The organism is Paenibacillus peoriae KCTC 3763, from assembly GCF_000236805.1.
GTDB classification, from domain to species: domain Bacteria; phylum Bacillota; class Bacilli; order Paenibacillales; family Paenibacillaceae; genus Paenibacillus; species Paenibacillus peoriae.
In genome coordinates this window covers 205,346-228,577 of sequence record NZ_AGFX01000011.1, presented here as the reverse complement: position 1 = coordinate 228,577, position 23,232 = coordinate 205,346, and the positions used below count along the sequence as shown (strand labels likewise).

Genomic DNA, 23,232 nt, shown 5'->3' with positions numbered 1-23,232 from the left:
ACTTCAAGCAGCTTTACTCATCTATTTTCAGTACCGCCATAAATGCTTCCTGAGGTACTTCTACGTTACCCACCTGCTTCATGCGCTTCTTGCCCTCTTTTTGCTTCTCAAGCAACTTCCGTTTACGGGAAATATCGCCGCCATAACATTTGGCCAAGACGTTTTTACGCATAGCCTTTACGGTTTCACGCGCAACAACCTTTGTTCCGACAGATGCCTGAATCGGCACCTCGAACATTTGACGTGGAATGAGCTCGCGCAGCTTCTCACAAATGATACGTCCGCGATGGTAAGCCCGATCTCTATGCACGATGAACGACAGTGCATCGACCTGCTCGCCATTCAACAAAATATCCATCTTCACCAGATTGGACTGGCGATAGCCTGAAATCTCATAGTCAAAGGAAGCATAACCTTTGGTACTGGATTTAAGCTGATCGAAGAAATCATACACGATTTCAGACAATGGAATCTGATACGTAATGGTTACCCGTGTCGTATCCAGATACTCCATGTTCACGTACTCGCCGCGCTTGGTCTGGCAAAGCTCCATGACTGTACCTACGTAATCATTAGGCACGATAATCCCTGCCCTTACGTACGGCTCTTCCACATGCTCGATTCGTCCTACTTCCGGGTAATTGGATGGGTTATCAATTTCAATCGTTTCCCCATTGGTCAATTTTACCCGATAAATAACGCTTGGTGCCGTTGTAATCAGCGGAATATTAAATTCACGCTCAATACGTTCCTGAATAACGTCCATATGGAGCAAACCGAGGAAACCGCAACGGAAGCCAAAGCCCAGCGCGCTGGATGTTTCCGGTTCAAAACTGAGCGAAGCATCATTCAGCTGCAGCTTTTCAAGCGCCTCACGCAGATCGTTATACTCGGACGTTTCGATTGGATAGAGACCGCAATATACCATCGGATTGATCTTTCGATAGCCTGGCATCGGTTCTGGTGTTGGATTTTTTGCATCCGTCACGGTATCCCCGACACGTGTATCGCCCACATGCTTAATTCCGGCAACGATAAAGCCAACATCACCGACATTCAGTTCGTTCACAATACTCATGCGGGGCATAAAAGCTCCGACCTCGATGACTTCAAACGTTTTATCAGTCGCCATCATCTTGATTTTCGAGCCCGCACGGATACTGCCATCCACAACACGCACATATACGATAACGCCTTTATAAGGATCATAATGCGAATCGAAGATAAGCGCCTTGAGCGGATTATCCGGATTTCCTTGCGGAGCAGGCACACTTCTGACTACCTGTTCCAGAATTTCCTTGATACCGATTCCAGCTTTGGCTGAAGCATGTACGGTCTCACTTGTGTCCAAGCCGATAACATCCTCAATTTCCTGCTTTACCCGTTCGGGATCAGCACTCGGCAAATCAATTTTGTTAAGCACCGGCAAAATCTCCAGATTGTTGTCCAGCGCCAAATAAACGTTAGCCAGTGTCTGTGCCTCAATCCCCTGGGCTGCGTCTACTACCAGCAGAGCACCTTCGCAGGCAGCCAAGCTACGGGATACCTCATACGTAAAATCGACGTGTCCCGGTGTGTCAATCAAATTCAAAATGTACTCTTCGCCGTCATCGGCCTTATAAGTGAGTCGCACTGCCTGGAGCTTGATCGTAATCCCGCGCTCTCGTTCCAGCTCCATCTGGTCAAGCACCTGCTCCTGCATTTCACGGGAAGTGAGTGCACCGGTATACTCCAAAATCCGGTCAGCCAGCGTGGATTTACCATGGTCTATATGTGCAATGATACTAAAGTTCCGAATTTTACGTTGTCTTGCCAAAATGTCAGTCATGCCTTACCCCCACACAATGCCTAGTGTCAATCAGCTTATTATAGCAGTTGTACGGGGGGTCAGCAATATTTCTATTCGGTTACTCCATCAAATACAGACACAACCCAGCGAATGCCCTTCCTCGATAGGTTTTGCAGCAGCCCAGCGGTTTTATCTGCCATGGTATCCACCGAGGCCTGCTGCGCCTTGACGGCTAGCAGTTCACGAGGTGTCTCTCGGCTCTGCCGGGTACTGGCATCCTGTGCAGTTGTCGTATACCATTCGCGTGTCTCACGTGCATACTGATCCTCATTACGTTCGTCAGTATCCGCTTCATTCATGCCGGTTTGCGGCTTAATTTCGACAGTTCCACTTGCGTCATTCGTACGGCTATAGACATGGACATTGGCTGCTGGAGTATCCTCAATAACCGTTTGCTCATATTCGGCCTTCTGTTGATTTACCGATGAAACCGAGTTCCCATCCCATTCCGGGCCATAGACTGAGCGCAGGCCAGAGCCTGCCAGTTGCATACCAAGTAGCACGCCTACCCCAATCAGAAGCACAAATCCAAGCGCATTTTTACGAAAACGTCCGGACATTATATTTCCCCCTTTCCACTTTCACCTTTCCACTGTCAAACCGCCTTCATTTAATTGCCACTGTTGCTCTTTTTGGTATCCGATACATTCGTGCCCGCTTTCTGTGCTTTTTGGTCCTCCCAATACACTTCGCTGATCATATCCGCCAAAACGTCCGAGGTACGCTTTAACTCCTCCTCGGTGTTATCGATACCGCCAATTTCAATCAAAATGCTATGGGGGGACAGGCTTTGGTTGTACTCTCCATTGTTGCCTTTACCGCCATCCTTTCCCCATACTCCACGTGATACGCCGTGATACGATTTTTCCAGCTTTTCATGAATACGGGCAGCGAAAGCTTCATTTTTGCGCCAGTTTTTGTTGTCATGACCGATAATGAAATATACTTTGGCATAAGAAAGTCCATTAATGGTGGCTGTCGTTTTACTGTGACGCTGGGAGTCTCTGTGGATATCAAGCAGATAAGTTAAGCCGTCATTACTCGCCAAGGCTTCCTTGACGGTTTCACGTGAATATTTATAGGAATAGTTCCAATTGTAATTTTGCACTACGGAGGCATAGTCCTTGTTTACATGCAGCGTGTTTATCCCTAGCTTATCCAGTCTCTTTTTCACAAAATCCCCCACCCTTGACACATTCGCTGATTTAGAACCGGAATTGGGATTGGAACTAGTTTTGCTGAGTAGTGGGTTATACGCTTCTCTGGGATGAGAATGGTAGATTAATATACGCTTTTCTCCTTTGACTGTATCACCTGAATCATCCTCTTTTGCAGGGTCCGTTTCCGGTGTTGTCGGCAAATCTGGCGTAGCAGCATCATGATTCGGCGGGTTCGCAGAAGCATCTGAGCCACCGGGAGCATCCGTCGTTCCCTGATCGGGCTGATAATCCGTAGGGGCCTCTACTTTGTCGTTCCCTGATCCCTTGCGCAGCAAGACAGGCGCATCTGCAGACATGCCGGGAATTTCGCGGGAAATAAGACTTTTCGGATCTTGTGGATTAATGCCTGTAAGCATTTGAAAAACAAAAGGCGACCACTGTTCACCCGACAACGAGGATTGCTGCTTCTTTTGTGCCAAATGTGGCACCTCCATACCAAGCAGATCCGCAAAAAAACCGCTGGACACCGAACCTGCCAATCCTTTCATCGAAGCAACGGGAGATGTTTGCAAACGATTTTCGGCCAGTCCCCCTAGCCCCAGTACGACAAATAAAAGCGCCGAGCCCATAATAAGCAGCACAAGCGTATGTCCCATCGCCAAAATTTCAATACCCTTTCTTCTCCATCTTCCGACGTTCCAGGTCTGAATTTTTTTCATGTGAGCCTTATCCTCCTTCGTCCCGTCGAAACCCGCTTTTACATTTGGAACATAGGGTTCCTATCTGCCGCGGAAATCTCTTATACTTCAACTCTATGAACAGAGAACAATTGCTAGAACACAAAAAATCTCTATCCACAGGTAGAGCCCATCCCTTTTTGAGAGAGACAGGTTACCTGTTAAATAGAGAATTGGGTGTCTTGGAAAGATGATTGAACTAACCTTGCATTAATGCGTATAAGCGGCGACATTGCCGGGATCAACAGCCTCATGCAGAGCAGCGTTCAACCCGGTTGCAATGATATTCGCGATATCTTCAATAAATTCATCAATCTCTTTAGGGGTCACAATCAGATCATGCCCCAACGGTTGAAGTACCTCTCTCACCAGCCCGAGTCTCTCAGGCTCTGAAATATCGTCCAGCATCCCCAGTATCGCCTTCGTAGGTGCTTTTTCTTTGGCAAAATGTGTTTTCATCAGTTCAATTACATTATTTACGATGGTTGAAGCGTAGCATACCGTAGGCACGCCGATGGCAATGCATGGAACACCCATAATATCCTTGGTGATGCCGCGCCGCTTGTTGCCGATTCCTGATCCCGGATGTATCCCGATATCCGCCACCTGAATGGTCGTATTGACGCGCTCCAGCGAACGTGACGCCAGAGCATCAATAGCAATAATCAGTTCTGGTTTGGTGCGATCTACAATGCCTTGCACGATTTCACTGGACTCGATTCCCGTAATACCGAGAACACCCGGCGCAATGGCGCTTACATCCCGATAACCCGGGTTGACTTGATCAGGCGTCAATTCAAAAAATTGACGGGTTACCATCAGATTTTCAACGACAAGCGGCCCCAGCGAATCGGGAGTGACATTCCAGTTCCCAAGACCGACCACAAGTACCCGTGCCGTATTGGAGATACCTATTTTTTGTATAAAATGCTCCATCTCTTTCGCAAATGCAACAGCTACTCGTTCCTGTAGTCCGCTATCACCTCCACGTAATCCAGGTACTTCCAGCGTGACATAATGCCCTTGTACCCGTCCAATACGATTAGCCCCTTCTTCATTTAGTACATCCAGACGCGTAATTTTAATCCCGTTATCTTCCTCGACATCCTCACTGATGCCCGACAGCGGTACAGACTGATCCTGTGCTGCCAGCTCTCTTGCCTCCAATGCCAAATCCGTGCGTACCGCATACTTCTGCAAATCCAGATCCATCTCTTAAACCTCCTTGTGTACCATCCCTGGCTATAGTGTGCGAGACACCCAACAGGTTTATGCACATCCATTTTCATCCTGTCATTTGCGTAGCCACGGAATGTTTTCTTATTGCATTTTGAGGTGTAGCGTGCTAAAATATTTTAAGTTGTGAAACGTTTGTGTTCATAAGTAATGCCTTTACAGGAGGTGAATGTAATGCCAAACATTAAATCCGCTATCAAACGCGTTAAAACGAGCGACAAACGCCGTGCGTTGAACGCTTCCCAAAAATCCGCGCTTCGTACAGCAGTAAAAGCTGCCGATACAGCGTTGGTGGGTAACGAAGCTGAAGTTGCTGCTGCTGCTTTCAAAGTAGCTTCCCAAAAGCTGGACAAGGCTGTAACTAAAGGTCTGATCCACAAAAATGCAGCTGCTCGCAAGAAATCCCGCTTGGCGAAAAAACTTAACGCTCTTACAGCTCAAGCGTAAGCAAGAGCTACTTTTATACGTTAATGAAAAAATCCTGACCAGCCTCGGCTGATCAGGATTTTTTAGTTTTCTTTTTTAGTTCTCAGCGTATGTGATCTGTCCTGCGTAGTGTCCCTTAAAAATCACTCTGCACCCGGGCGGGGTTAAACTGAAACCCCATAGCCCATTTTCATCAAAAACAGCTCCAGTCCCAGTACCTTGTCAACAATGCCAGTTTTCATATGATAATCCAGTTCTCCCAGCTCGAAGAGAAGCTGACGCAGTTGTTCGGGATGGAACCTCCTGGCCTGCTCACCCGCAACTTTTACCCCGTAAGGATGCAAGCCAAGCTGACTCGCAATTTGCTGTTGGGAATAACTTTGACCTGCCAGCTCCTTAACCTGCAATATAATGCGGAACTGCCGTGTGATCAAAGCTGCAATCTTGATCGGTTCCTCTTTTTGCTTGAGCAGCTCATAAAAAATACTGAGTGCCTTATCCAGCCGCAAATTAGCCAGATCCTCAACCATCACAAATACGTTTTGCTCCGTACTACGAGGCACAAGGGATTCGATATCCGCTGATGAAATCGTTCCTTGTGCTCCTGCATACAAGCACAGCTTGTCTATCTCGGCAGCCAAGGATTGCAGCCCTGTACCTGTATATTGAATGAGGGTCTCTGCAGCTCCTGCAGCTAATTGTACCTCTCTTTCCCCTGCACGTTTATGAACCCAAGCTACAAGGTCGTCTCCACCCAACGGGGAAAAAGCAATCACCGAAGCATCATTTTTCAATCTTTTGACAATCTTTTTCCGTTCATCCAGCTTTTCGGCCTGAACCATAAAAACGATGACGCTATAGTCAGTCGGGTTATCCATATAAGTCAACAGCGTCTCAATGCGGTGCTCAATCTTGCCGCTATCTTTACCTGCTGCAAATACACTCGTGTCCCGGGCAATAATCAGCTTTTTGGGCACCAGAAAAGGCGCAGTTTCCGCCTCCTCCACGACCACCTCGATTGGCGTTTCCGTCAGATCATAGGGAATAATGGCAAAATCACGATGCTCCTCTTCCACCACTTTTTCCTTGAGCATCTCGACAAACTGCTTCATCTGGTATTTTTCACTGCCGTATAGCAAATACACGGGCGAAATATCACCCTTGCGAATAGCCTTAGCGGCTGTTTTTGCATCCATATTCCGTTCCCCCCATCCACTGATCGTACCCGACATCCGACCGGAAGGCAAGTCATTATACAAACAAAGGGACCCTGCCAATAGGCAAGATCCCTTCACCACCATCTATATCAACACGGCAGCAGAAAGCTCTAGAAACTTTCGACCGTCGGGATACGACGTCGGCTTATATAATCTATTCCTTCATTTTAAATGTGTGACTACTTACGGCAATTATTTTCCAGTGCTGCGTGGGACCGTATACGTATATTTGCTGGCTGTACCATCTTGCTCCGTCTCGTACATGAAGGTCTGACTATCATCCGACCAGCTTCCCTTGACCCAGGCTCCTTTCAAAGTACGAACCTCCAATGTTGTTCGGTCTACACCATTATCGGAAAGCTTATATACTTTCAGCTTTTTGCCTTCAATAACCACCACATAGCTGCCATCAGGTGAGTCCAGCTGATCTTCGGACGTAGACTGGGCGCCAAAGGTGGAGGCACTATTACTGCCTGGAGAGATCATTGAATTAGATGCAAAGCCCTCTTTGCGTACCGAGTCCTGTGACGCGGAAGATGACTGATCGTTAGAGGCTCTCATGCCGTTATCCCCCAAGGCATCCCCTGGATACTTAGTAATGCTTTGGGAGCTTGTATCTGTTGACGTTCCATTTGAAGCTGTCTGATCCTGCTGCGTCTTCAGTTCCTGACTCAGCGTAGAAGATGAATCATCCGTAGGTATGTTGTCATTATTACCACCCTGAGCAGTCCCTGCACCTGCTATAGGCGCTTTTTCCATTCCTGATTCCTGCTGCTGATCAGGGGCTATCGTTGATTGCTTGGATTTTTCCTGCATTAGCTGTTTGTCATTGGACTTGGGAGCATCCTGCACGAAATTCTCCATCGACGGATTTTCGCTGGTCGTCTGACGATCCGATTCCGGCTGTTTCTGCTTTCGCTCTTGATGAGAAGAAGCTCCGGATGGCACAGACTTCGCCGAGTCTCCCTCCCCAGCACGCTGATTGTCACGTTTTGCAGCATCCGGGTTGGAAGAATTATTCTCATGATCGGCGCCGTTTACACTCTGTTTGCTCGAATCAGGCTCTTCACCTGCAGATGGCTGAGATGCATCCGTTCCTTGTCCCTGTTCTAATGGCGGGTTGGTCGAGTCCGATCCAATGGCTGCATCATGGCCTCCACTACCATTCGTCGCATCTGAAATTCCAGTCTGATTCTGCTGAGTCGCCACTTCAGGCGACTGGGATGTAAGTATGCCTTCCGCATCCTGCACTGTTTTAGGCTGGAAATTGAATACTACAATTCCCAGTACAACAGCAGCGGCAGCCACACCCATAGCCGCACGCCCTCCCACCCGGTTCCACCAAGGCGTAGGCTGGGTACGCTGTCTAGGCCCAGGTCCAGGATCAACAGCCACCGGCTGCATTTCCTGAAGCGCACTTCCCTGCTCCTCACGTGCGCGGTCAATGGCATCCAGCTGAGGCATGATGGAATCCACCAGGCTGAACGCCGGGGAAACCGCAGGTAATTCCTCCAGCTCGCGGGAGAGTGTCTGAAGAATATGAAATTTTTCCGCACAGTCCGGGCAAGTCGCAATATGGTTCATTAATTGGGACGTCTCTTCTTCGCCCAGCTCATGATCCACATAACGCTGCATCCAATCCATCACCTCTTCCTCACACTTCATCCTGATACACCACCTTTCTGATAATCCTGAAGTAGCCCTTGCAACTGCTGTCTTGCACGATATAAGTATGACTTGACCGTATTGAGCGGCAGATCCAAGGAATCGGCAATTTCGTTATAGGAGAAATCCTGCAAATACCTCAAGACGATCACTGTCCGATGGTGCTCTGGAAGCTGCTGTATCGCTTCACGAACATCCTGTGCCATGTACGAGGTTAACACCTCAACCTCTACATTTTGGGGATCGTTGAAGATCATGTCGTGCTCGTCAATGGAAACCGAGGGTTTCGTCCTTCTAAATTTGTCGATACATATATTCGTAACAATGCGTTGAACCCAGGTTTTGAACTGCGCTTTTTCCTCATAAGAGTTAATCTTGGAATAAATCCGTATGAGAGCTTCCTGTGAAGCATCCATGGCGTCCTGCTCATTGTTCAGAATGTAATATGCCGTACGGTACACATGCTGCTCTATTTCTCTTAATAGGGTAATGAGAGCGTCGCGATCGCCCGATTGAGCGGCTCGAATGAGTCCCTGCTCTACCACAAAGGATCCCCCTCTCCCTGCAATATTACAGACGTATCCTCTTTGCAAATTGTTGCAGGATAGACGTCTGACGCTAATTTTATTTTTTTAATGTAAAAAATTATTCCAAAAAGCCCAGAATCCCCATCGTAACCTTCCTTAGAATAACAGAAAAAAGGAAGGTAGTCACCTTCCCAGGCTGTCTAGAAACCCTCTGTTTTTTTGAAGAGGGTTAAAATGGTCATTTTTCTACAATAAAAGTGAGTCTCTCAAATAAAAAATAAATTGTTGGGAAATCATTTTGTACCCATTTGTTCACGTTTGTGTTTATACCGCACGCTCAATTCTCCTTGCTGCGCACGGATTTGTATCTCTCCCATCGTATCTGTTCGATATATAGCAGAGCCTGCGGACGATAAACGCTTCAATACTGCTTCATTCGGGTGTCCATAGGTATTGCTCGCACCAACCGAAATGACAGATATCTCTGGTCGCCAGTAGGATAGCCACTCTTCCGAGGTGGAATACTTGCTGCCGTGATGTGCTATTTTCATGACGTTTACAGCTTGCCTTATAGTCCCCATTTCCCCCGTATCTTTCATACGGGATAAAGAATGGGCTAATTCAGAAAGCAACAGCGATTCTGCTGCTTCATCCATATCTCCAGTGAACAAAAAAGTGGCTCCCTCCATTTCCAATATCATGGCAACGGAATAATGATTTTGCTCCTTTATAACAGGTAACGGCTCAGATTCGTTCTTCTGCACCGGAAGCGGATAAAGAAAGCGGATTTTCGTATCCTGATCCGGCTCCCATCCCATACCATGATATGCACTGTACAGCTTGATCTGCTTGTTTAAAGCTGTGCTCAACAGCTTGTGAAATGGTGCTTTGTCTGTCAGGGTACCGTTGAAAAACAAGCTTGTTACGGGAATCTGATCAAGCACAGCCTGTAATCCTCCGGCATGATCATGATCTCCATGTGTTAAAATAACGGCATCTAGCCGCTGCACACCACGCTGCTTGAGTAAGGGTACAATCGTATCCGCACCGACCTCGTAAGGATCTTTACGCTTGCGCCAGGCATTTTTCCCTGTCGTAAAATCCATTGTGCCACCGCCATCCACCAAAATGTGTTTTCCGCCCGGTGTTGTAATTAAAATGCTGTCACCTTGGCCCACATCCAGGTATTGAACCATCCCCGTATTCCCTCCACCTGGAGATTGATAACCTACACACAGTATGCCAAGCCAGGCTATACCGCTTAAAACCAATGCCAAATAACGATAACTATTCCATTGTTGACGCGCATATTGGCCTGCACCCTCAGGCTCATGTGCCGTTTGCAAGATAGCCGCCCATTCCGCAGAAGCTGCTAATCCTGTATGTATGGGCGATGAAATGAGAGTCGAGCTTATAGCAGTCATTTTTTCATCCGCTTGCCTTCGGGATGTCAGCCACGTTTTGAGCCAATACAAAACACTGTATAAAGCTGCATAATACGCCATGACCCACAGGATGGAGGAAGATGGCCAAATACTCACATAAACATCATCCATGTTCAACCATTTCACAAGCAAAAAGGTCAGCTCGTTTAATTGCTCGGCTGGCCACGCAAGAATACGAGCCCCATCCCCCCACAAAAAGGCGATTCCCATCGCTACTGTACCCAATGGAAGTACAATATACGTGATCAGTGGTACGAGCACAAAATTAGCTATAAACGATAACAGTGAAAATTGATTAAAGTAGAATACCGTCATTGGAAACGAAACAAGCTGTGCCGTAATGGTAATCGCAATCTCACCGCCGAGCAGGAGAGGCCATTTAGCGAAAAACGGCTTCATAAGCGGCATGTAAATGAGCAGCCCGCCTGTCACCAAAAAGGAAAGCTGAAAGCTGACGCTAAGCAGGTAATAGGGATTCCAAAGCAGCATCAGCAACGCTGATATACTTAAAATATTAAGCCCGTCTTTGAGCATACCTCGTCTGGCTGCAAATAACCCGATCATCGCCATAATCCCGGCCCTCACAACAGATGGAGAAGCACCTGTCAGCAGAACATAAGCCGGAATAAGTACCATCACGATGGTCAGTGACGTCTCGCGACTCACTCGCATCAGCTTGAGTAAATATAGCAGTGTAGCTGCATATACTGCCACATGCATACCGGATATCGCTAAAATGTGCGTTAACCCGAGTTGCGTAAATTCGTTATACGTTGCCGGGTCGAGCTCATCTGTAACTCCCAGTACCAGTCCATTCATATATCCTGCGTGATTAAGGGCTGTAAATGCCGTTTCCATTCGTTGTCCTAGCTGCTCCCTAAGCTGATCATTCCACCTGAGCAAAATGTAACGGTTCCACAGGGAAGCTTGCTGCTTCTGTAGTGAAGTGGCCCCATTCCCTTTGAAAAGCCAGTGAATTTCCTGGGTGTGAAGGTATTCACTATAATCAAAGCCGCCAAAGTTTCCCGCTTTGGCAGGAGCCTTCAAGCTGCCACGTATTTGAATTGCATCTCCACGCTGCCATGCTGCCGCAACTCGCTGTTCCTGCTTGGCAGCCAGCTTGATGTGAACGATGACCTGTTCAGAGACAGATGCAAGCTGCTTGTTCTTTTCTGAATTACGTCCCATCTGATGGATAGCAGTGACTCTCATCTCAAATTGCGCTCGATCACCATCTACCTCCACCTCGGAAGCAATAAACCCTGCTGCTTGAACAGGCATGTCTTCCACCATAGAAGCCGATACTTGAAGAGCGTCCGGAATGCTGCTCACATTATGCGTATCATGCCAAGTCCAATGGAATCCACCACCACTCAAAGCAAGCCATAGCCATACCACATATCGAACGGGAATTTTCATCCATAGAGCTATAAGAGGAAGCATCAAAGTAACTCCCGTCCAGAGCAACAAAAGCACACGTCCAGAATAAAGGCAGGCTCCTGCACTTCCTATAATCCAACATACGGTAAGGGTCAAAATAGGTCTGGTTAGAACAAATTTAGCCTGAATACAATCACCCCCCCTGTAGCAAAATACTACCTGCTGTCCAAACTGCAAAACAAAAAAGAACCCCTGACAGAATATCATTTGTCAGAGGTTCTTCCCCGTTTACTCTTTAATTCTTAACATCCATTTGCGTTTCCTTTGGTGGATGATAGGTCTCCAGCATGCGAAAGGCAATTCCTTTCTCCTCCATCATGGCACGAACCTTGTCGGCATCTTTGGGATAAGGCCGATGGTATACAATCTCTACAATACCGCTGTTTGCCAGCATATTGGCACACGTCCAGCACGGCTGGTCAGTGACATATACTGAAGAACCTTCCCGATCAATCCGGTCCGTGAACAACAGCAGGTTCTGCTCCGCATGAATCGTGCGGATACAGCGTTGCTTTTTAACCATTTCCTCACGGCCATCACGATGAACAACCTCATACTCCTCTGAGATCATACAACCTGCTTCAGAGCAGTCTGGTACCCCGGAGGGTGCACCATTATAGGCAGTCCCCAAAAGCTTTTTACCTTGCACAAGTACGGCTCCGACATGACGCCGCGAGCAGCGCGAACGGGTGGATACCATATAAGCAATATCCATAAAGTAAGTGTCCCAGTCCTTGCGTACATCTGCACTCATAACCATCTCTCCCGTATAAACAAGTTAAAACGTATATCATTCCGCTAAAATTCAATTTCCAGAGCCTGGTCACCGTAATCTTTGTATAGCTTACAAACTTACGTAAGGCTTCATTTTTGCCAGCATTTTAGCGCCGATGCCCTTCACATGATCCAAATCGTTCACACGTTGGAACAGTCCGTGCTGATTACGGTAGTCCAAAATGGCTTCGGCCTTTTTAGCTCCAACCCCCGGTAGCTCCATTAACTCGGCAGCAGTCGCCGTGTTGATGTTCACCTTTTTTTTACCGGATACGGATGTAGTAGCTGAATTACTTTTGGATTGCTTTACGGTACTTGCATTTTCGGTAGCGGGGTTTTCGCTTACAGCAGCCGGTACACCAGACCCCTGCATCGCATTATGCTTCACATTGCCAACAGCTTCGGTATATGTGCTGCGTTCCATTTTGTCTGAAGCCTCTTTTACAGCATGCTTTCCTTGGGTATGGTCACCATTGCTTTGCGACTCATTTGGCTTTGACTCCACCGCTAATACCTGCTCCACCTTTCGGTTAAGCAAAGTCCACTCTTCTTCCGGCTCAGGGCGCTGCCCTCCGGCAAACAGAATAAACCCACTCCCGATTACAGCAAGCGTTATCGCTGTTCCTGTCCATACGCGTTTCATGTTCGTATCGTCCCCTACTCCACATGGATTTTGGGAGGATGTAAACAACCTCCATACGGTTTCGCTGTGAGCCATTTCTCCAAAGAGAGGTACAGGCCCCGGGAACGATCTTATCTATCCAGACATAAAATTCGTCATGTCGGTCAAGACCGGGTGCATACACTTAGAAGAATGACAGCGTCTATACCGCAAAGTATGAAAGGAGGACGTTGAACAATGAAAGTTGGATTTATCGGGACTGGCAGCATGGGAAGTCTGCTAATTGAGTCTTTTATTCAATCCAATGCACTTAAGCCACAGCAAATATCAGCAAGCAATCGAACGCATTCCAAGGTAGCCGAGCTGGCCCGTCGGTATCCAGGTTTGCATGCAGCCCAAAGCAACCGTGAAACGGCAGCGGAAAGCGATATTCTGTTCATCTGCGTGAAGCCGCTGGAATCAAAAGCCGTAACGGATGAAATACGCAACGTCATTACAGAAGAGCAAATTGTCGTTTCTATCACAAGTCCGGTGCAGGTACGTATTTTGGAGCATGCACTGAAAGCCAAAGTGTCCAAAATTATTCCGAGCATCACCCACCAGGTGGGGAGCGGAGCCTCACTATGCATCCATGGCAGCCGGATTACAGAGGAGGATCGCTCCCTTCTGGAAGAACTTATGTCCCACATTAGCAGGCCGATTCGGGTTAAAGAGTCTCATACGCGGATCACGTCGGATTTCTCCAGTTGCGGACCTGCTTTCCTGGCCTTTTTTATGGACCAGTGGATTCAAGCAGCCGTTCAAGCCACGGGTATAGACCGTACGGAGCTAGGTGCCCTGACTGGTGAAATGATGATCGGCACAGGAAAGCTGCTCACGGAAGGCGGGATGACACCAGCCGAGTTGCAGGCCAGGGTAGCGGTTCCCGGAGGTATTACCGCCGAAGCCCTTGCACTGCTGGACAGCAGCCTGCATAGTGTCTTTCCCGAACTGATACGGGCTACACACAACAAGTATGAGGAGGACATGCAAAAGGTAAATGTCTCCTTCGGCTCAAAGCCGATTAACCGGCAACAATATTAACCAGCTTACCTGGAACAGCAATTACCTTGCGAACCGTTTTGCCGGCCAGCACCTGCTGAACGTTGTCCAGCGCCAAAGCAAATGCTTCCATCTCTTTGGCGTCAAGATCCTTGGCAATCGTTGCACGCTGCACGATTTTACCATTCACCTGTACAACAATTTCCACTTCGGCGTCCACTGTCCATGCTTCATCATAAGCAGGCCAAGCCGCGTAGGTAATGCTGTCGTTGTGCCCCAGCAGCTGCCACAATTCCTCGGCCAGATGCGGTGCAAGCGGCGACAGCATTTGCACGAAGTTTTCCATCGCTGCACGCGGCAGAAGGTCTGCTTTGTATGCATCGTTGGTGAAAATCATCAACTGGCTGATCGCCGTATTAAAGCGCAGCGCATCCAGATCTTCAGTTACTTTTTTCAGCGTTTTATGCCAGGTCCGCTTGAATTCATCGCTTCCGCCGTCATTTGTGATTTTATCATTCAGGCTACCATCCTCGGAAACAAACAGGCGCCATACGCGGGACAGAAAACGATGCGCTCCCTCAACTCCGTTCTCGTTCCATGGCTTGGTCGCTTCGAGCGGCCCCATGAACATCTCATAAATACGCAGCGTATCGGCGCCAAACGTATTCACAATATCATCAGGATTAATGACATTACCGCGCGATTTACTCATTTTTTCATTGTTATTGCCCAAAATCATGCCCTGGTTGACCAGTTTGTAGAAAGGCTCTTTGGTTTCCACTACGCCGAGATCATACAGTACCTTGTGCCAGAAACGGGCATACAGCAAGTGAAGAACCGCATGTTCCGCTCCGCCAATGTACAGATCAACAGGCAGCCATTCGCGCTGCTTCTCCTTGGATACAAGCTCTTTATCATTTTTGGGATCAATAAAGCGCAGGTAGTACCAGCAGCTTCCTGCCCATTGCGGCATCGTGTTGGTCTCGCGACGTGCTTTCATGCCTGTCTCAGGATCAATGATTTCAACCCATTCTTTTGCATTGGCCAATGGGGATTCACCCGTGCCTGAAGGCTTGATGTTGTCCATCTCCGGCAGCATGAGCGGCAGCTGATCCTCAGGAACCGTTTTGATCGTGCCATCTTCCAGATGAATTACCGGAATAGGCTCACCCCAATAGCGTTGGCGGCTAAACAGCCAGTCACGTAGACGGTAGGTTACTTTGCCCTGTCCTTTACCCTCGGCTTCCAGCCATTCGATCATCTTCGGAATCGCTTCCTCGTTGGTAAGTCCATTCAGCGGACCTGAATTGACGTGCGGACCATCCTCGGTGTATGGCTCATTAGCCACGTCTCCACCTTGGACAACCTCAGTAATTTTCAATCCGAACTTCTTGGCAAATTCCCAGTCACGTGTATCGTGACCCGGTACAGCCATAATTGCACCTGTTCCGTAGCCTGCCAGCACATAGTCGGCAATCCAGATCGGCAGCTTTTCGCCGTTCACCGGGTTCACCGCATAAGCACCTGTGAACACGCCTGTTTTATCCTTAGCCAGATCCGTACGCTCCAGATCGCTTTTACGAGCAGCTTGCTCACGGTACTGATGTACAGCATCCTTTTGTTCAGGTGTAGTGATGATTTCCACCAGTTCCTGCTCTGGAGCCAGCACACAGTAGCTTGCACCAAACAGCGTATCCGGACGGGTTGTAAATACCGTCAGCTGCTTGTCATGGCCTTCAATTGGAAAATGAACCTCTGCCCCGGTAGATTTACCAATCCAGTTCCGTTGCATATCCTTAATGCTCTCGGACCAATCCAGCTCCTCCAGATCATCCAGCAGACGATCCGCATATTCCGTAATTTTCAGCATCCATTGACGCATTGGTTTACGGATGACCGGATGACCACCACGCTCACTCTTGCCATCAATAACTTCTTCATTCGCCAGCACTGTCCCCAGCGCAGGACACCAGTTCACAGGCACTTCAGCTACATAAGCAAGACCGCGCTTGTACAATTGGATGAAGATCCATTGTGTCCATTTGTAGTAATCAGGATCAGTTGTGCTGATTTCACGCTCCCAGTCGTACGAAAAACCGAGCGATTTGATCTGACGGCGGAAGTTATTTACGTTTTTCACCGTAATTTCACGCGGATGCTCACCTGTATCCAGCGCATGCTGCTCGGCAGGCAAACCGAAGGCGTCCCAACCCATCGGATGCAGTACATTGTAGCCGCGCATTCTTTTATAACGCGAAACAATATCCGTTGCCGTGTAACCCTCCGGGTGGCCTACGTGCAGACCGGCTCCAGACGGGTAAGGGAACATATCCAAAGCATAAAACTTCGGTTTGCCCGGCTCTTCCCCGGTACGAAACGTCTTGTTCTCGTCCCAATATTTCTGCCATTTTGGTTCAATACTTTGCGGTTGATAGCCGTGCTTCGGCTGTGTGTCTGTCATTGTCATTTCCTCCTCAAACGGTATGCAACAAAAAAACCTCTGCATCCCGTAGCGTGTCAGCGCTAGGGACGAGAGGTTATATTCCCGTGGTACCACCCTAGTTAGCAGAAAGCGTTCTTCGCGTTCTACTCCCTTTGCACCTGATAACGGAGGTGATCCGATGCGGGTTAATAACAGAATATAAGCACCTGTATAGGGTGTTCCTGCGTTGGGCGCATATCTCCGAGGCGAGTTCACTTTGCTTTGTCAACCGGCTTGCACCACCCGCCGACTCTCTACATGACCAAACAAAACTACTATTCCTCATCAGCGATTGTTTAACCGTTAATAATGGCACTATTATATTGAAAACCGCGAAAAAAGTCAAATAAAGGCTCACTATTTTACAGCAACATAAAACAGTCTCGCCGCGTCATCTTCTGCTTCTACCCATTCAAAATCCGCATACACCTTCACATCACGAAAACCCGCTTTGGACAATTCTTCCTTCATCCAGTCCGGGTCATAGGCACGCTGCACATGAATTTCCTCGAACCGCTGATACAGATCGCGTCCTTCATTTTCTGCTCTCGCAAAAATACTAAGATGATGCTCAATTTCACAGCGCGGCGTATCCAGCGCACAAGTCCAGATATACGAGATGGAGCGTTCGTCCAATACAAAAGGCTGCTCTTCATCATAACGTACAAACGTCTGGGGATGATGTACATCAAACAAGAAGGTTCCACTTGGCTTAAGACCTGCATACGTTCTGCGAAACGTAGCCGTTATATCTTCTTCCTCCAGCAAATAGTTCAGGCAATCGCAAAAAGAAATCACCGAATCGACAGACTCGGGTAAATTCCATTCCCGCATATCCTGCTGCAACCAGCGGACGCTTCCCTCACGAAACAGCCGCTGTCCTTGCGGAGTCGTTTCCATTTTGCGACGGGCTACTGCCAGCATATCAGAGGATAGGTCAATGCCGGTCACCTCGAAGCCCGAGTTAACCAATGGAATCGTAATGGAGCCCGTTCCGCAGCCCAGCTCAGCCACCGTATGCGGCATACCATACTGTTCCCAAGCCTGACGTGCAAAGCGCAACCAGTCTGGATACGGCATATCCTGCATCAGCTCATCATACACATAGGCAAACTTCCGGTAAGAAGCCATTTTTTATTCCTCATTCCCGTCCTTCGGTTTAGGCATTTTTTCCACCAGGTAGGTCCAGTTTTCCTTTTGTATAACCAGTCCTTCCTTCATCAGCTTGCCCATCGCACGCTTGAAGGCAGATTTACTGATGCCAAACCGTTGCTTGATAATGTCGGCCGGGGTTGCGTCAGAATAAGGCATACCTCCGCCCGGGCGCTCTTTCAGAAAAGCGATCAGCCGATCTGCATCCTCATTACGGCCCACTTCCTTACGCGGCGACATCGCCAGATTGACACGACCATCTTCACGAACAAGCGCGACCCGTACCTTAACCTCTTCACCCAACCGAAGCATCCGGTTACGTTCCGAGGAATGAATCATACCAATGGCTCCAAAACCAAGCACCCCTCCGTCCACCAAAACAAACGTACCCATCTGAAGGGGCTTGTACACGGTCGCCTGCACCCACGTATTTTTCCACGAATCAGGGGCATGGAAGCACAGGGGAGCCAGTTCCTGCTCTCCTGCCAGCTTGGCCCGCAGTCTGCCCTGCTTGTCATGCTCCATGATCGCATACACGTAGTCGCCCACCCGAGGATGCAAGTCCCGGTTCTCCGGCAGCTCGCGAATCGGCAGCAAAAGCTGGCGACCCAGTCCCATCTCCAAGAAGCATCCCAAGCGCGGGTGCACATCGGCCACCTCAAGCTTTGCCATTTCGCCCAGCGACAAGAACGGCTTTTTCATGGTTGCGGCCAAACGGTCCTCTGTATCGTAAAAAATAAATACCTCCAACCGTTCGCCTACCTCGATCTCGCGTGTCAGCTCCGTATAATGCAGCAGCACATCCTGCTCACCGACGGTGAGAAAGTAGCCAAAAGGGGACACCTCGCGGTCCACCATAATGGTGACATAAGTACCAGCAATCAGACTCATACCTTCTCCACGACCTTAGCATCCGACCAGAGTCGTTCAATGTTATAATATTCACGCTCGTCGCGATGGAATACATGCACTACCACATCCCCCAAATCCATCAGAACCCAGCGTGCGGAATCCATGCCTTCGATACCCTTGATTGTTACACCTTCATCATGAGCACGTTTGCGAATTTCGGTTACAATCGCCTGTACCTGTGTATCCGAATTACCGTGGCAGATTACAAAATAATCCGCTACAAGTGATACTCCACGCAAATCCAGTGCAACAATATTCATTGCCTTTTTATCATTAGCTGCATCAACCGCAGTTTGCATTAATTGCTCATTCGTTAGGGTCATTCATGAACCTCCGTTTTTCTCTGTTTTAGTTGTTGAATCAAGTCATTGCGCGACAAGACCGTCAAAGGAAAAATAACCTTTTGCTTCTCCAGCAACAATGAAATCGTAGAGTCAAATCCAGCGACAAGCCCTTGCTCCAAACTTTTTTTGGCCTGTTTTCGGATATGATCGACCCCGGGGAAATCACGGCCCGGCTCAATGTAATCAGCGAGACACACGACTTTATCCAGCAGGCTCATGCCTACACGCCCTGACGTATGCCAGCGAATCGCATTTCGTATTTCCGGATCATCTACCCCGTAATCTCTTGCTGCAACACAGTATCCCACCTCAGAATGCCAGAGCTGTTTGTCATGCTCCAAAAGCTCCTGATCACATTCGGGATGACTGCGAATCACTTCTTCCATCTGCTGAACAGGCCAATATTTAGCCACATCATGCAAAATAGCCGCCAGTTCGGCCTTCTCCGGGTCGGCACCATAGCGCTTGGCTAGCTCCACGGAGGTATGCATAACACCCAGCGTGTGCTTCCAGCGTTTTTCAGGCATCTGACCGGATACGGCCTCCATCAATTGCTCACGGCTGTACTTCATACAAACCGCCCCTTGTAATATAGTCATGCACACGGTCAGGCACAAGATAACGAATGGTGCGCCCTTCTGCAGCACGTTCCCGAATATCCGTCGATGAAATGTCCACCACTGGCATGTCCGCCAGCAATATCTTGTTCTGCAAATAATGCGGCAACTCATGTAATGCAAGCTGGAAACCGGGGCGTCTGACACCGATAAAGCAAATCCGCTGCGCCAGCTCCTCAATTCCCTGCCAATGAGGCAAGTAGTTGACCATATCCGCGCCAATAATAAAATAAAAATCCACCGCAGGGTGCAGCTCCTGAAGCTCCTTGATCGTGTCAATGGTATAAGATACCCCACCGCGAAGAACTTCAATATCCAGCACTTCAAAAGCGGGATGACCCGCCACCGCTTCTCTTGTCATCTCCAGACGCTCCGTGCCGCTCGCACCCGCCTGATGCTTGTGCGGAGGGATATGAGAAGGCATAAACCATACTTGATCCAGCGCATAGGCATCCCTTGCCGCCTCTCCAGCCAGCAGATGCCCAATATGAATCGGGTCAAATGTACCGCCCATAATACCGATTTTCATAGTATTCTCCCCGCGTGTTTATCCTCTTGGCAACTCAATTTGCTTGTGATCACGGGATTCCTTGTACAAAATAATGGTGCTCCCGATGATCTGCACAAGCTCGGAATCTGTTTCCGCAGCCAGCTCTTCCGCAATTTCATGCTTGTCATCCAGACAGTTGTTCAAAATTTGCACCTTCATCAGTTCACGTTTTTCAATCGCATCGTTGATGTGACGCATAAGATGCTCATTCGTACCGTTTTTCCCTACTTGAAAAACCGGGTCCAAATGATGCGCCATGGAGCGCAAGTATCTTTTTTGTTTACCTGTTAACATGTATAATTAACCCCTTCATCACCACATATGCAATGCGGCATTTCCATAATTTTAAATGTAAAATCTGACCTATGACAGGCTTCTCAGCACTGCCGCTCTCATCTGGTCTACCGCCGGGACAACCCCCGTAAAATACTCAAAGGCCACTGCTCCCTGATACACGAACATCCCCAAGCCACCATGCACAATACAGCCACGTTGTTCACGGCTTTCACGTAAAAGCCTTGTTTCCAGCGGGTTATAAATCAAATCACTCACAATGATTCCCTTCGGAATCAAGCTCGTTTCCAGTGGAAGCTCATCTGATAAAGGAGACATTCCCACCGAGGTTGTATTGATCAACACATCCACCGTTGCAAGCACGTTCTTCGCCTCATCGTTGGCATAGCCCTTTACTGGAATCGATTCCGTCGTCCATTCCTGTGCCAGTTGCTCAGCTTTGTCGCGTGTTCGGTTCAGAATAATAACTGATTCCGGCTGCTCCTCCAAAAGAGCATGAATCACGCCGCGAGCAGCCCCTCCAGCTCCAAGAACGGCAATTCTTGCACCTTTCAATTCCACCGAAGTCTCTTCCTTAAGGGAACGCACATAGCCGATTCCATCGGTATTGTAACCCTTGAGCCGTCCGTTGTCATTCACAATTGTATTGACGGCGCCGATCAGCCTGGCCCCTTCATCAATCTCATCCAGATATTTCATAACCTCAACTTTATGGGGAATTGTCACATTGACTCCGCGGAAATGCAATGCCCGAATTCCCTTCATGGCATCCTCTAACTGATCCGGCTTGACGTGAAGTGGTACAAAATCCCCTTCAATTCCCGCTACCTGCAAAGCTATTTTATGCATAAGAGGCGATTTGGAGTGCTTGATCGGATCCCCCAATACGCCTAATAGTACAAGACCTTGCTCGGTCGCTCCAGACTCCCCGCTGCTCATCGTTGATCTCTCCCATACTGCAAAATATTAGGCTGCACAAATACATGAATGGCGGCAGGAACCTGAACATGTTCCTTGCCGCCCTATAACATGGCTTACAACATCCGTTAAATCAACGCAGGCCGCAAAAGAACACGGATTCCCCGAGGGACATGAACCGCTACCAGAGCTCCGCTGTCGCTATTCACCCTGATCCATCCCAAACCGGAAATATAGATGTCCGATGGAGTTTTACGGGGAACACGGAACTCATGTCTCGTCCACTCCGGCATTTCTGCCAATTGATCGCGTGTTGGCGGAGAGAGCAATTCCCCGGCATGATCAGCAAACAGTTGATCCGCCCGCTCCAGCTTCGTGCGATGTATTTTTAACCCACCGTTAATGTAGCAGGTAAAGGATTGATGCTGACCTTCTATAAAATCAAATCGGCCCATGCCGCCGAAAAACAAGGTCTGTCCGAAATCCAGTTGATAAGCAGCAGGCTTCAGTGGCTTGTCCGGCATAATGGCGCTCAAATCCTGACGGGAAACGATTTCACTGAACCGCCAAGGGTATACAATCCCTGGAGTGTCAATAATATGCTTGCCGTCATCGAGTGGAATATTCACCATATCAAGTGTGGTTCCCGGGTAGCGGGACGTTGTGAGCTCCTGTTCCATATCGCTATAATCACGAATCAAGCGGTTAATGAGAGTGGATTTACCCACATTGGTCGCACCGACCACATATACGTCTCGGTTGCCACGCAGCTCGGATACCACATCCAGCAAACGGTCAAAGCCCTGATTTTTCTTAGCCGAACACAGTACAATATCTGCCGTACGCAAACCTTGCTCCTTCGCTTGCTTTTGTACCCAGTTACGAACCTTGTTCCAATTCGTTACCTTAGGCAGCAAATCAGTCTTGTTGACAGCCAGTATAACCGGATTGGAGCCTACAAAACGTTGCAGCCCGGAAATCAAGCTGCCTTCGAAATCAAAGATGTCTACAATGTGGATGACGAGCGCGTCCTTGTCCCCAATCTGACTGAGCAGCTTTAGGAACTCGTCCTGATCCACTGCCACTGAAGACGTTTCATTATAATTTTTGATGCGGAAGCAGCGCTGACAGATGACAGGCTCCCGTGTAAGCAATTTTTCAGGAATATACCCCGGGAGCTCCGGGCTAGTAGTCTGCATTGTGATCCCGCAGCCGCTACATTTGACGGCAATTCCGCCGTCAGGTCTTTCAGTCATTCTTCTTTTCCTCCTCAAGCCATAAGCCTTTCTTACGTAACCTTGTGAGCGCGATTCGCTCCAGCCGCCGATTAAAACGGGTCATGACTCCTTCATCATGGATGGATATCGGCAACACCAACACCGTATGCAATCCCAGTCGGTTGCCACCTAATACGTCCGTCAACATTTGGTCCCCGACCATCATAGTCTCTTCCGGAGTAAGCTCCATCATACGAATGGCTCTGCGAAAGGACGAGTTGGAGGGTTTCCGTGCAGCATGTATAAATTCAATGTCCAAAGGTGTAGCAAACATGGATACACGGTTCATATTGTTATTGGACACGATGACAAGCTTAAAACCCGTCTGTTTGACCTTTTCGAACCAGGCCACCAGCTCGGGAGTCGCGTTCGGCGCTTTTGCGCCGACCAGCGTGTTATCCAGATCCGTAATAATGCCGCGATATCCTTGAGCATACAAGCCTTCAAGATCAATATCAAAGACGGTATTCACCCGTAATTTGGGCATGAGCATTTCAAACAACATCGGTCACCTCAGTTTCATACGACAAACTATACCATATTACTA

Annotated in this window: 22 protein-coding genes and 1 other annotated feature; of the genes, 2 read left to right on the top strand and 20 right to left on the bottom strand. The window is 48.5% G+C overall.

Annotated features, from left to right (window positions below):
- Window positions 1-13: 13 nt before the first annotated feature.
- The 4 genes from lepA to gpr form a co-directional block, all read right to left on the bottom strand.
- The gene (gene lepA / locus KQI_RS0103460; protein WP_029390012.1) at window positions 14-1,828 is read right to left on the bottom strand and encodes a translation elongation factor 4; all 1,815 of its coding nucleotides are present in this window, start codon (window positions 1,826-1,828) and stop codon (window positions 14-16) included.
- Between the two features lie 71 nt (window positions 1,829-1,899).
- On the bottom strand, window positions 1,900-2,409 hold the full coding sequence (locus KQI_RS0103455; RefSeq protein ID WP_010345322.1) for a DUF3679 domain-containing protein: 510 nt from the start codon (window positions 2,407-2,409) through the stop codon (window positions 1,900-1,902).
- 50 nt (window positions 2,410-2,459) lie between these two features.
- Window positions 2,460-3,728 (bottom strand): stage II sporulation protein P, encoded by a 1,269-nt coding sequence (locus KQI_RS0103450; RefSeq protein ID WP_010345320.1) that lies wholly within the window; start codon window positions 3,726-3,728, stop codon window positions 2,460-2,462.
- 228 nt (window positions 3,729-3,956) lie between these two features.
- Complete coding sequence (gpr, locus tag KQI_RS0103445; protein WP_010345319.1) at window positions 3,957-4,958, bottom strand: GPR endopeptidase; 1,002 nt, start codon at window positions 4,956-4,958, stop codon at window positions 3,957-3,959.
- Window positions 4,959-5,156: 198 nt separating this feature from the next.
- Between gpr and rpsT the strand changes: the two genes are divergently transcribed.
- Entirely contained in the window at window positions 5,157-5,429 is a 273-nt protein-coding gene (rpsT, locus tag KQI_RS0103440) for a 30S ribosomal protein S20 (protein WP_007431285.1), read from the top strand.
- A 143-nt stretch (window positions 5,430-5,572) separates the two neighbouring features.
- On the opposite strand, the gene holA is transcribed toward rpsT, so the two are convergent.
- From holA to KQI_RS0103410, 6 genes are all read right to left on the bottom strand, one after another.
- Window positions 5,573-6,604: a DNA polymerase III subunit delta gene (holA, locus tag KQI_RS0103435; RefSeq protein ID WP_010345318.1), complete on the bottom strand. Its 1,032-nt coding sequence runs from the start codon at window positions 6,602-6,604 to the stop codon at window positions 5,573-5,575.
- Between the two features lie 213 nt (window positions 6,605-6,817).
- Complete coding sequence (locus KQI_RS0103430; protein WP_010345317.1) at window positions 6,818-8,290, bottom strand: anti-sigma factor; 1,473 nt, start codon at window positions 8,288-8,290, stop codon at window positions 6,818-6,820.
- The gene (locus KQI_RS0103425; RefSeq protein WP_010345316.1) at window positions 8,287-8,835 is read right to left on the bottom strand and encodes an RNA polymerase sigma factor; all 549 of its coding nucleotides are present in this window, start codon (window positions 8,833-8,835) and stop codon (window positions 8,287-8,289) included. Before KQI_RS0103425 ends, KQI_RS0103430 begins: the two co-directional genes overlap by 4 nt.
- A 275-nt stretch (window positions 8,836-9,110) precedes the next feature.
- Window positions 9,111-11,732, bottom strand: a complete 2,622-nt coding sequence (locus KQI_RS0103420) for a ComEC/Rec2 family competence protein (RefSeq protein WP_029390011.1) — start codon at window positions 11,730-11,732, stop codon at window positions 9,111-9,113.
- A 205-nt stretch (window positions 11,733-11,937) separates the two neighbouring features.
- A complete protein-coding gene (locus KQI_RS0103415) occupies window positions 11,938-12,456 on the bottom strand; it encodes a deoxycytidylate deaminase (RefSeq protein WP_010345313.1) in 519 nt (172 codons plus the stop codon).
- A 90-nt stretch (window positions 12,457-12,546) separates the two neighbouring features.
- A complete protein-coding gene (locus KQI_RS0103410) occupies window positions 12,547-13,119 on the bottom strand; it encodes a ComEA family DNA-binding protein (protein ID WP_010345312.1) in 573 nt (190 codons plus the stop codon).
- A gap of 216 nt (window positions 13,120-13,335) precedes the next feature.
- On the opposite strand from KQI_RS0103410, the gene comER reads away from it, so the two are divergent.
- Entirely contained in the window at window positions 13,336-14,181 is an 846-nt protein-coding gene (gene comER / locus KQI_RS0103405; RefSeq protein ID WP_010345311.1) for a late competence protein ComER, read from the top strand.
- Here the strand turns inward: comER and leuS are convergent.
- The 10 genes from leuS to KQI_RS0103355 form a co-directional block, all read right to left on the bottom strand.
- Window positions 14,162-16,600, bottom strand: coding sequence for a leucine--tRNA ligase (gene leuS / locus KQI_RS0103400; RefSeq protein ID WP_010345310.1), 2,439 nt, complete (start codon window positions 16,598-16,600; stop codon window positions 14,162-14,164). The genes comER and leuS overlap by 20 nt on opposite strands.
- A 61-nt stretch (window positions 16,601-16,661) precedes the next feature.
- Window positions 16,662-16,919, bottom strand: a binding site (T-box leader).
- A gap of 59 nt (window positions 16,920-16,978) precedes the next feature.
- Window positions 16,979-17,752, bottom strand: a complete 774-nt coding sequence (locus KQI_RS0103395) for a class I SAM-dependent DNA methyltransferase (RefSeq protein ID WP_010345309.1) — start codon at window positions 17,750-17,752, stop codon at window positions 16,979-16,981.
- A 3-nt stretch (window positions 17,753-17,755) separates the two neighbouring features.
- The gene (locus KQI_RS0103390; RefSeq protein WP_010345308.1) at window positions 17,756-18,664 is read right to left on the bottom strand and encodes a CvfB family protein; all 909 of its coding nucleotides are present in this window, start codon (window positions 18,662-18,664) and stop codon (window positions 17,756-17,758) included.
- A complete protein-coding gene (gene rsfS / locus KQI_RS0103385) occupies window positions 18,661-19,008 on the bottom strand; it encodes a ribosome silencing factor (protein WP_007431300.1) in 348 nt (115 codons plus the stop codon). The genes KQI_RS0103390 and rsfS overlap by 4 nt, the downstream gene beginning before the upstream one ends.
- Window positions 19,005-19,601, bottom strand: a complete 597-nt coding sequence (yqeK, locus tag KQI_RS0103380; RefSeq protein WP_010345307.1) for a bis(5'-nucleosyl)-tetraphosphatase (symmetrical) YqeK — start codon at window positions 19,599-19,601, stop codon at window positions 19,005-19,007. The genes rsfS and yqeK overlap by 4 nt, the downstream gene beginning before the upstream one ends.
- Complete coding sequence (nadD, locus tag KQI_RS0103375; RefSeq protein ID WP_010345306.1) at window positions 19,585-20,175, bottom strand: nicotinate-nucleotide adenylyltransferase; 591 nt, start codon at window positions 20,173-20,175, stop codon at window positions 19,585-19,587. Before nadD ends, yqeK begins: the two co-directional genes overlap by 17 nt.
- Window positions 20,176-20,193: 18 nt before the next feature.
- Window positions 20,194-20,490 carry a ribosome assembly RNA-binding protein YhbY gene (yhbY, locus tag KQI_RS0103370; RefSeq protein ID WP_010345305.1) on the bottom strand — a complete coding sequence of 99 codons (297 nt, stop codon included), beginning with the start codon at window positions 20,488-20,490 and terminating at the stop codon, window positions 20,194-20,196.
- Window positions 20,491-20,559: 69 nt separating this feature from the next.
- Window positions 20,560-21,429 carry a shikimate dehydrogenase gene (gene aroE / locus KQI_RS0103365; protein ID WP_010345304.1) on the bottom strand — a complete coding sequence of 290 codons (870 nt, stop codon included), beginning with the start codon at window positions 21,427-21,429 and terminating at the stop codon, window positions 20,560-20,562.
- A gap of 107 nt (window positions 21,430-21,536) precedes the next feature.
- Window positions 21,537-22,664, bottom strand: coding sequence for a ribosome biogenesis GTPase YqeH (yqeH, locus tag KQI_RS0103360; RefSeq protein WP_010345303.1), 1,128 nt, complete (start codon window positions 22,662-22,664; stop codon window positions 21,537-21,539).
- Window positions 22,657-23,187 (bottom strand): YqeG family HAD IIIA-type phosphatase, encoded by a 531-nt coding sequence (locus KQI_RS0103355; RefSeq protein ID WP_010345302.1) that lies wholly within the window; start codon window positions 23,185-23,187, stop codon window positions 22,657-22,659. Before KQI_RS0103355 ends, yqeH begins: the two co-directional genes overlap by 8 nt.
- Window positions 23,188-23,232 lie beyond the last annotated feature (45 nt).

What these genes read in the sequence shown, in the direction of transcription:
- comER (WP_010345311.1), top strand. Translation starts at nt 13,336, where the DNA reads ATGAAAGTTGGATTTATCGGGACTGGCAGCATGGGAAGTCTGCTAATT.
- leuS (WP_010345310.1), bottom strand. Translation starts at nt 16,600, where the DNA reads ATGACAGACACACAGCCGAAGCACGGCTATCAACCGCAAAGTATTGAA.
- KQI_RS0103410 (WP_010345312.1), bottom strand. Translation starts at nt 13,119, where the DNA reads ATGAAACGCGTATGGACAGGAACAGCGATAACGCTTGCTGTAATCGGG.
- rsfS (WP_007431300.1), bottom strand. Translation starts at nt 19,008, where the DNA reads ATGACCCTAACGAATGAGCAATTAATGCAAACTGCGGTTGATGCAGCT.
- nadD (WP_010345306.1), bottom strand. Translation starts at nt 20,175, where the DNA reads ATGAAAATCGGTATTATGGGCGGTACATTTGACCCGATTCATATTGGG.
- lepA (WP_029390012.1), bottom strand. Translation starts at nt 1,828, where the DNA reads ATGACTGACATTTTGGCAAGACAACGTAAAATTCGGAACTTTAGTATC.
- holA (WP_010345318.1), bottom strand. Translation starts at nt 6,604, where the DNA reads ATGGATGCAAAAACAGCCGCTAAGGCTATTCGCAAGGGTGATATTTCG.
- KQI_RS0103390 (WP_010345308.1), bottom strand. Translation starts at nt 18,664, where the DNA reads ATGAGTCTGATTGCTGGTACTTATGTCACCATTATGGTGGACCGCGAG.
- KQI_RS0103450 (WP_010345320.1), bottom strand. Translation starts at nt 3,728, where the DNA reads ATGAAAAAAATTCAGACCTGGAACGTCGGAAGATGGAGAAGAAAGGGT.
- aroE (WP_010345304.1), bottom strand. Translation starts at nt 21,429, where the DNA reads ATGAGCAGCGGGGAGTCTGGAGCGACCGAGCAAGGTCTTGTACTATTA.
- rpsT (WP_007431285.1), top strand. Translation starts at nt 5,157, where the DNA reads ATGCCAAACATTAAATCCGCTATCAAACGCGTTAAAACGAGCGACAAA.
- yqeH (WP_010345303.1), bottom strand. Translation starts at nt 22,664, where the DNA reads ATGACTGAAAGACCTGACGGCGGAATTGCCGTCAAATGTAGCGGCTGC.
- yhbY (WP_010345305.1), bottom strand. Translation starts at nt 20,490, where the DNA reads ATGTTAACAGGTAAACAAAAAAGATACTTGCGCTCCATGGCGCATCAT.
- KQI_RS0103415 (WP_010345313.1), bottom strand. Translation starts at nt 12,456, where the DNA reads ATGAGTGCAGATGTACGCAAGGACTGGGACACTTACTTTATGGATATT.
- KQI_RS0103395 (WP_010345309.1), bottom strand. Translation starts at nt 17,752, where the DNA reads ATGGCTTCTTACCGGAAGTTTGCCTATGTGTATGATGAGCTGATGCAG.
- KQI_RS0103430 (WP_010345317.1), bottom strand. Translation starts at nt 8,290, where the DNA reads ATGAAGTGTGAGGAAGAGGTGATGGATTGGATGCAGCGTTATGTGGAT.
- yqeK (WP_010345307.1), bottom strand. Translation starts at nt 19,601, where the DNA reads ATGAAGTACAGCCGTGAGCAATTGATGGAGGCCGTATCCGGTCAGATG.
- KQI_RS0103455 (WP_010345322.1), bottom strand. Translation starts at nt 2,409, where the DNA reads ATGTCCGGACGTTTTCGTAAAAATGCGCTTGGATTTGTGCTTCTGATT.
- gpr (WP_010345319.1), bottom strand. Translation starts at nt 4,958, where the DNA reads ATGGATCTGGATTTGCAGAAGTATGCGGTACGCACGGATTTGGCATTG.